The 7,965-nt window shown below is 39.7% G+C and carries 6 protein-coding genes; 1 reads left to right on the forward strand and 5 read right to left on the reverse strand.

All coding sequences use genetic code 11. The features are described from left to right. Positions 1-8: 8 nt before the first annotated feature. The 4 genes from Q1B07_RS21170 to Q1B07_RS21185 all read right to left on the reverse strand — a co-directional run bounded on the left by Q1B07_RS21170 (position 9) and on the right by Q1B07_RS21185 (position 4,893). Positions 9-1,361: a TRAP transporter large permease subunit gene (locus Q1B07_RS21170; protein WP_299093859.1), complete on the reverse strand. Its 1,353-nt coding sequence runs from the start codon at positions 1,359-1,361 to the stop codon at positions 9-11. A gap of 59 nt (positions 1,362-1,420) precedes the next feature. Next, positions 1,421-2,299, reverse strand: coding sequence for a prephenate dehydrogenase/arogenate dehydrogenase family protein (locus Q1B07_RS21175; protein WP_299093860.1), 879 nt, complete (start codon positions 2,297-2,299; stop codon positions 1,421-1,423). A gap of 15 nt (positions 2,300-2,314) precedes the next feature. Further along, positions 2,315-2,998, reverse strand: coding sequence for an RraA family protein (locus tag Q1B07_RS21180; protein WP_299093861.1), 684 nt, complete (start codon positions 2,996-2,998; stop codon positions 2,315-2,317). Between the two features lie 422 nt (positions 2,999-3,420). Beyond that, positions 3,421-4,893 (reverse strand): PTS transporter subunit EIIC, encoded by a 1,473-nt coding sequence (locus tag Q1B07_RS21185; protein WP_299093862.1) that lies wholly within the window; start codon positions 4,891-4,893, stop codon positions 3,421-3,423. 113 nt (positions 4,894-5,006) lie between these two features. Here Q1B07_RS21185 and Q1B07_RS21190 point away from each other — a divergent pair, with 113 nt between their 5' ends. Then, positions 5,007-6,731 carry a trehalase family glycosidase gene (locus Q1B07_RS21190; protein WP_299093863.1) on the forward strand — a complete coding sequence of 575 codons (1,725 nt, stop codon included), beginning with the start codon at positions 5,007-5,009 and terminating at the stop codon, positions 6,729-6,731. Between the two features lie 182 nt (positions 6,732-6,913). Here the strand turns inward: Q1B07_RS21190 and Q1B07_RS21195 are convergent, their stop codons facing one another. After that, positions 6,914-7,633 carry a UTRA domain-containing protein gene (locus Q1B07_RS21195; RefSeq protein ID WP_299093864.1) on the reverse strand — a complete coding sequence of 240 codons (720 nt, stop codon included), beginning with the start codon at positions 7,631-7,633 and terminating at the stop codon, positions 6,914-6,916. Positions 7,634-7,965: the final 332 nt, after the last annotated feature.

Below are 7,965 nucleotides of genomic sequence, written 5' to 3' on the forward strand. Positions count from 1 at the left end.
ACTCTCCTTTAGACTAGGACTGGCAAGAAACCCATTGCAATCAAATAACCGATCAATAAAATTGGAACCACATAATAGACAACTAACGGGACGAATGTCTTTTCAGGACTGGCACCTGCAAGCGAGGCCGCAATAAAGATCGATCCGGAAGCCGGAGGCGATGCACCTTCTGTGGATGCAAAAACGAGAATTGCTACTACTGCAAGCAAAGGATCAACCCCCGCTGACACCATTGCCGCAAAAGCAACCATACCAATGGCCGTTAAAGTAGCTGTTGATGACAATGGACCGGCAACGAGTGCAACAAGGAGCGAAATAAACAGTACCATTAGCCACTTAGAAATGGAGATAGACTCCATTACAGTTGTTAAATCTTCAGGAAGACCGAGATCTGTCAGTACTTGGCTTGACGCATATGCGAACACAAGCAAAGCGCCGATCGTTGAAAAGCGAGGAATAGCTTTATTTAAAAAATCAGACCAGCCCACTGCTGTTTTTGGTAACCTTGTCCACCCGACCATCACGCTGATCAAAATGATTAAAATCGGTATCCACGTGATAAGTGAGATGCTCTCCATTGCGTCTTCCCCGATATTTGGATTTGCCATAAAACGTTCGGCAAAGGGGCCGATCGTGACGACAATCGGAATTAATGCTCCAAAGAAAATCAATGTTGACTTCCAGCCTGTCCTCATCGCTTCTTTCAGCGGCTGAATAAACTCCGGTGAAATCGCTTTAATATTGTCACGTTTAACAAAATACATGATGAGAAACACACGATAAATAACTTGATAAATTCCTGAAATAAACAGGGCTACATATAAGTCACCCTCTGATACAACAGCTGCAATGGGAGCGAACCCAAGCATGATGAACATCGATGCACTAGGAGGTAATGCTGCACCAAGACCGCCATTGCCGGCTACAATGGTAGCTGCTCGTTCCCGGGTGAAATTGGATTTCACCATCCACGGTGCTGTAATGGAACCTGTCGTAGCTGTATTTCCCGAGTTCGATCCTGCAAGCGTTCCCATTACTGCAGATGCGATTGTATCAACATATGCAGCCCCACCAGGGAGCCGCCCAAGCAAAGAATTCAATATTTTCACCAAACTGGCAATGATGGCAGTATGATCAATGACATACGCCATAAACACAAACGCGACAGACGCATACAAAACATCATTTGTACCAGCAAAGAGGAGACCACTCCATATTAAATCAAAGAATTTTGTACCACCAAACATAGAAGTTGCAAGAAAGCCTGCAAGCATTGCTTCTGCAATATTACGTTTTAGTACTAGATTCCAAAAAATAATGATGCCAATAAATACTAATAATGCCCAGATTCCAATCCCCATACCTACACCTTCTTTCGAAATTTTTAAGATGATTAACCTCAAACATTCGTCATGTATTTTTATGTTGTCACTTTAAACGCCTCAATGACCTGCCGCCAGTGATCCGGCTTTTCACCATGATATTTCTCTTTTAAATTTAATAAAGCAAGTTTTTCAATTTTGGCTTTAGCTGCTGCCGACATCGATGAATCAATCTTTGCTGATTCCAGCATATCAATTGTGCCGCCAAGTTCAATGGAACGTCGAGTTGCATGAAGTGCTGTTCCCGTCACGAGACGATTCATTGTTTCTTCAAATGTTCTGCCGTTTATCGTTTCACTCAGTGAATCAATGACAAGGTTTTCGACATTAAAATGGTGAGCAGCTTCTAGCAATTCAATATACAGCCCAACAATTCCTTTCATATAAATGCTTCGTATTAATTTTGCAGCAGTTGCATCACCAGGTATTTCGCTAACCTTCTCGATATTCATACCATAAACAGACATCTTTTCAATAAAAACATCTACGCCATCTCCACTCGCGAGAATAGGCACTCGATGTTTATAAACCGGCAATGGTCCCATCATCGCAGCATCTACAAATTTTCCGCCAGAATTGTTTATATTTAACGATATCTGCTTTTTGACATTAGGATTTGCTGCAGAAACATCAATATAAATGCTTTTATTATTAACATGTGGCATTAGTTGTTCACTTACTTCAAGCGCTCTGTGTGCAGGTACTGCAACAATGACAGCTTCTGCTTCTTTCATGACCTCTTCTAATGATTCCACCATTGTAACATTTGACACTTTAGCCCGTTTTCGAATAAGTTCACTGTATTCCGGCACAATCCAGAGTGGATCATATGCCTTCATTTTTCCTATTCCTTGCTCGTTTAGACCTGACGCTAATTCAAATGCTGCTTCCCCAAATCCAATAAATCCCAAATGCATAAACTCTTCTCTCCTTCAAAAACCAAATTCTTTCATTTTTCCAGCCAGCCATTCCGGGGCTATACTGTCCGTATTTGTATTACCTTGTTTTCTTCTCTCTTCATAGCTAACAATTGTCTGCAGACGTTTTTCCTCATATTTAAGTTTTGCTTCCGCCTTTACGAGTACGTTCTCAATTTTTTCTTTCGGGACAACAACTACGCCATCATCATCTCCGACAATTAAATCACCAGGATGAACGGTAACTCCAGCACAGGATATTGGTATATTGATTGCACCAGGACCATCCTTAAATGGCCCATTAGGAATGAAGCCTTTTGCAAAAATCGGCAGCCCAATTTCACTAAGCATTTCTTTATCACGAACAAGCCCATCAATGACGATTCCTTCAAGACCAAGAGCTTTTGCTGCTCCAGCCATTAACTCACCCAGATAAGCATTTTCTGTATGTCCTTTTCCATCTGCGACAAGCACATATCCCTCGCCCCCGCAGTAAATTCCCTGATGTAAGAAAAGATTATCTCCTGCTCTCAACTCAACTGTTAAAGCAGTTCCAACTACTCTCATCCCAGGTGAAACTGGCTTCACTTTGTAATCCATTGAACCGGTACAACCTAGTGCATCTGAAATAACTGTTGTATTTAGTTTTTTGGCCCTTTCAATTATTTCTTGAGACAAAAGCGGTGCTGTATAACTCAATTGCATACACTCCCCCATTAACATAATGTTTCATTCCTCAATTCTAGTTTTCTTCTAAAACCGATTGATAACGGTTTCAAAGATAACTAAAAAAATGCACTCCATATGTAGTAAAAATAACAACTTTATTAGTTTGTGTAATATTTATTACTACATTAATGACATATTAACATCGTTATTTAACGGTGTAAACAGTTTTTTTAAACGTTCAAACTGTAAAAAATAAAAAAATGGACTGAGCAATCAGTCCATTTAATTAAGTTTTTGATCACATTCGAATTTATCTACTTAATAGAAAAATAAAGTTTGATTAAAAACACCTTTTAAACCAGTATTTTTCCGGTAAAAGAAAAAAATCCCTTTTCGATCGAAAGGGATTCTTCGCTAGTTTATTTATATATCATTTATCCCTAAACACTTTTTCATAGTGTATTTAGCTTCAAGGATTTTTTCCCCTTATCCTCTGTTTTTTTCTCAACAGCTTGACCAGACTTAAATAAATTACTTTTAAAGAACCCAAAAGTTAACGCAACGGTGATGATAAATGTGATGGCCATCCCTATGAAATAGAAGCTCCATTGTTCCGGATAAACAGAAAGGAAAGATAGAACTCCTCCCACTCCAACAGAAGTAGCTTTCACACCTTGCGCCGCTAGATAGGCACTTCCGATTGCACTCCCTACCATAACGGCAATGAAAGGATATCTGAATCTGAGGTTGATCCCGTAAATCGCTGGTTCAGTTACCCCGAGCCAAGCGGATAATGTTGCAGTAAGTGACACACCTTTTAATTTTTGGTTTTGCTTCAGAATAAAGAACATGGTCAACGCAGCCGCACCTTGAGCGAGTGTAACCGTTTCCCCGATTGGCCATAAAGTAACATAGCCAACTGAACCGGCCATTTGCAGATTTACCCCTAAGAAGATGTGGTGCATTCCAGTAATGACAAGCGGACCGGAAATAAATCCATATACGCCTCCGGCAAACGCAGGTGATACGTCAAACAAATAGAGAATACCATCGGTGATCCAGTTAGATCCTGTCATCGTAATCGGCCCAATAACTCCAAATGTTAAGAGACCAGAGAAGACTAATGCGAGCGGTGCCACAAATAGCATTTGTAAATTATCTGGAATAACGCGTTTTAAACGCTTCTCAGACCAGGCTAAAATCCATGTCGCAAAAATAACAGGAAGAACTTGTCCTTGATAACCGATTTTGGCAATCTCCCATCCAAATAGACTCCAGTATTCCACTTCACTTGGATTCTCTGCATACGCATATGCAGACATTAAGGAAGGATGTACCAATAATAGACCTAACACGATCCCTAATAACGGATTCCCACCGAATTTCTTAGCAGCAGACCATGCAATGAGTACAGGCAGGAATGTAAATGCCGTATTGGCAATGACATTGATGAATTCTGCAAATCCTGTCCAGCCAGTATACACATCCAACAAGGATTTGTTGTCATAGAAAATACCAGGGTTTGCAAGCAGGTTATTTAATCCTAATAGAAGACCTGCTGCAACGATTGCCGGAAGGATCGGAATAAAGATGTCTGCCAAGACGCGGACACCTTTTTGAATGATGTTCCCTTTTTCAGCAGTAATCTTCTTCATTTCATCTTTACTTACTTCTTCTGCACCGGTCTGGCTTACAAACTCACTGTAAACTTTCTCTACAAGCCCGGGACCAATGATGACTTGAAATTGGCCATTTGCTGAGAAAGTTCCCTTCACCAGTTCATTTTCCTCTAACGCTTCTTTATTAACAAGGCTTTCATCTACCAATACTAAGCGCAGCCTTGTCACGCAGTGTGATGCATTACTGACGTTTTCAGACCCGCCAATATTTTTTATGATGCTTGAAACTTGATCTTTAAAAGCCATGCGATAACCCCCTCTACATAATAGCCTACATAAATTTTCAACTTGTTTAAACAAGTTTATTATAGTACAGTATAATTTGTTGTCAAGTAAATTTGTGAAAGGGAGTGTTCAATTTGGACATACGAGTCACACCTATGAGTCATTATGGTTCTTACATGGCTCTCACATACCAAGAAAGCCCGATCCCGGAGAAAAATGGACTTTTTATTAAATCAGTAAGAGGCAAATCCAAACAGCATCAAAATGCTCTGAAAATCATCCCAACGTTAAAGAGGAATCCAGTTGAGTACACCTATGAAGCAGATGAATTTAAGATTGTCCTCTCATTTGATGGTGGGGAAATCTCTGTATGCTTTGAAGATGCTGAAAGAATCTTTGTGCAAGGTCGAGGGGAAAACGTTGGGCTGATCCTTGATACCCAGCCAATCTTCAATTACGAATATAACTATCTCTTAGGAAACACCGGTGAAGAATACTGCATTGTCAACAGCTACAAGAATTTGACAAAATACATGATCTTTGCTCCAAAAGGCTCAGTCACGCTTGAGCAAAACGTCTTCATGGATACAACAGGCAGCACAAACAAAGCCGAAAACCTATCTAGTATCCAAATCATCTCAACGGAAGAGTCAAATGAATTTTTATGTGTCATTGAAGATATTCCTACAAACGGGGCAGTTCCAGAAAAAAGAGAGTACAAGTTTGAAGAAGCATTGGATAAGAGCACAAATCATTTTCTGGAATTCTTATCTAAACAGCCTGATGTTCCTGAAAGATATCAACAAACCCTAAGGGAAGCTGCTTATCTAAATTGGACATGTATCGTGAATGAACAAGGGCTTTTGAAGAGAAAAGCCATGTATATGTCGAATTCAAATTTCCCAGGCGTTTGGAGCTGGGATAATGCTTTCAACGCATTAGCACTCGCAGGTGTCGATGATGAGCTCGCATGGGATCAAATTCAGTTATTATTCGATCATCAGGACGACAAGGGACAGATTCCAGGTTCCGTCAGTGATTCGACCATTCGCTGGAATTTTTCTAAGCCTCCTGTACAAGGGTTATTCGTATTAAAGATGATGGAAAAAATGACATTGACCACTGAACAATTAGAAAAAATATATACTCAAATCGAGAAACATGTAGAATTTTACCTTAAGTACAAAGACTTTAATGGTGACGGAATTTGCGAATACCATCACGGAAATGATTCAGGACAGGACAACAGCACGGTGTTCAGAGATGCAAACATCATCGATTCACCAGACTTAACAGCCTTCTTGATCAAGTCGATGGATATGCTGGCTGTTGTCGCAGAAAAACTTGAAAGAGTGAAAGATCAGAAATATTGGGAAGAGCAATCTACAAAATACACGCAGAAATTTTGCGAATATTTCCTTGTTGAGGACCTTCCAGTCGCTCGTTTTACAAGAGACGGTAAAGTGATTAAAAGCCAAGGAATCCTTCCTTTAATGTCAATCATCTTGGCTAACAAACTTCCTGGGGCTGCTAAAAAGAAAATGATCAATGTTCTAAAGAGCGAAAGGTATTTAACAAAGTGGGGTATCGCTTCAGAAGCCATCGACAGCTCTTATTACGAGGAGGATGCCTACTGGAGAGGACCAATATGGGCTCCTACCACACTTCTGTTTGTAGAAGCATTTGAAGAATGCGGGGAACAACAATTAGCAAATGAAATAACCGAGAAGTTCCTTGAGCTGTGTAAACATGGAGGATTTGCAGAAAACTTTCATGCTGAAACGGGAAAAGGATTAAGGGATCTTGCCCATACCTGGACGTCAAGCGTGTTTATCCATTTAGCATCAAAATTGGTATAAGAAAAGCGCAAGCGCCTTGCTCAGCCAAGGGCAAATAAGACACTCATGAAATAGAAGGCGTTCTTTGCCTTCAATTCATGAGGGGCTAGGCGCTGGAGCTAGACACAAAAAACGAAGTACAAAACTTTCCTATCAATAAATAACGAAAAAAGTGTACGAGAGCTTCTTCTCGCACACTTTTCTTATTTTCGCTGTGTTTGGTCGAAGAATACAAAGTTACCTGGAGTATGCCTTGATTGAGTATGTTCAAACATCACCCCATCTGCATTAAAAATATGACTTGTTACAACGACGACACTATTAAATCCATCTAATTTTAAATAGTTCTCATCCATCTCGGTTGCTCTTTCTACTACCATTTTCCGCTTTGCGGTGACCGCTCGCTGATCCAGCTCTCTATCTAAGTATTCATAAATTGAATCCTCTGCTATCTCTATTGTTAATTCTTTAACAATATCTTTCCTAAAATAATTATAGTCCATGATAACCGGATTCCCTTCTAAATAGCGGACACGCTTCAAGTGATACACCTCAACACCGATTGGAAACATCGTATGCTCATGAATGCTTTGATCTACAACCAACTCCTCAAAAACGATGACCTCTGTCCGATGCTTTTTATGGTTTCTGATAGCAAACTCCTTGAACGTTTCCGTCTCACCAAACATATATTCATTCTTCTTAAAATCCTGATAAATGATGCGGGCACCTTTCCCATGCTTGGTTTGCACATACCCTTCGTTCACAAGATTTCCGATGGCTCTTCGTAATGTATTTCTAGAGCAGTCATACTCTTTGACCAATGTATTCTCTGAAGGCAGGAGTTGTTGATACTGGTAAACATTTTGCTCTATTTTCTTTTTTAAGTCTTCATATATTTCTACGTACTTTGTTCTTGGCATGACAGCCTCCTATGCCCTAACTGTATGTAATAAGCTTGGAGTACACATATTACTCTCCACTTTCCTTTTTTCAAGTATATCATTAAACATTATACCTTACTTTTCTTAAGTTAATGATACCTTCGCTTCTATATATTGGTTTAAAGCATCTTTAAAATTCATTCTATCTGGATATCAAAAAATATCAATCTCCATTACGTATAAACTCTAAAAATATGGCAATACTGTTTTTATACTTAAGAGATTGTGAGGTTAAAGTCTGAAATGAATACTCTGGGCACCCAGTTAAAAAATGGGCATAGCAAAACAAGCCATCGATCGATGACTCAACT

This window comes from uncultured Metabacillus sp. (assembly GCF_947503125.1).
GTDB lineage: Bacteria > Bacillota > Bacilli > Bacillales > Bacillaceae > Metabacillus.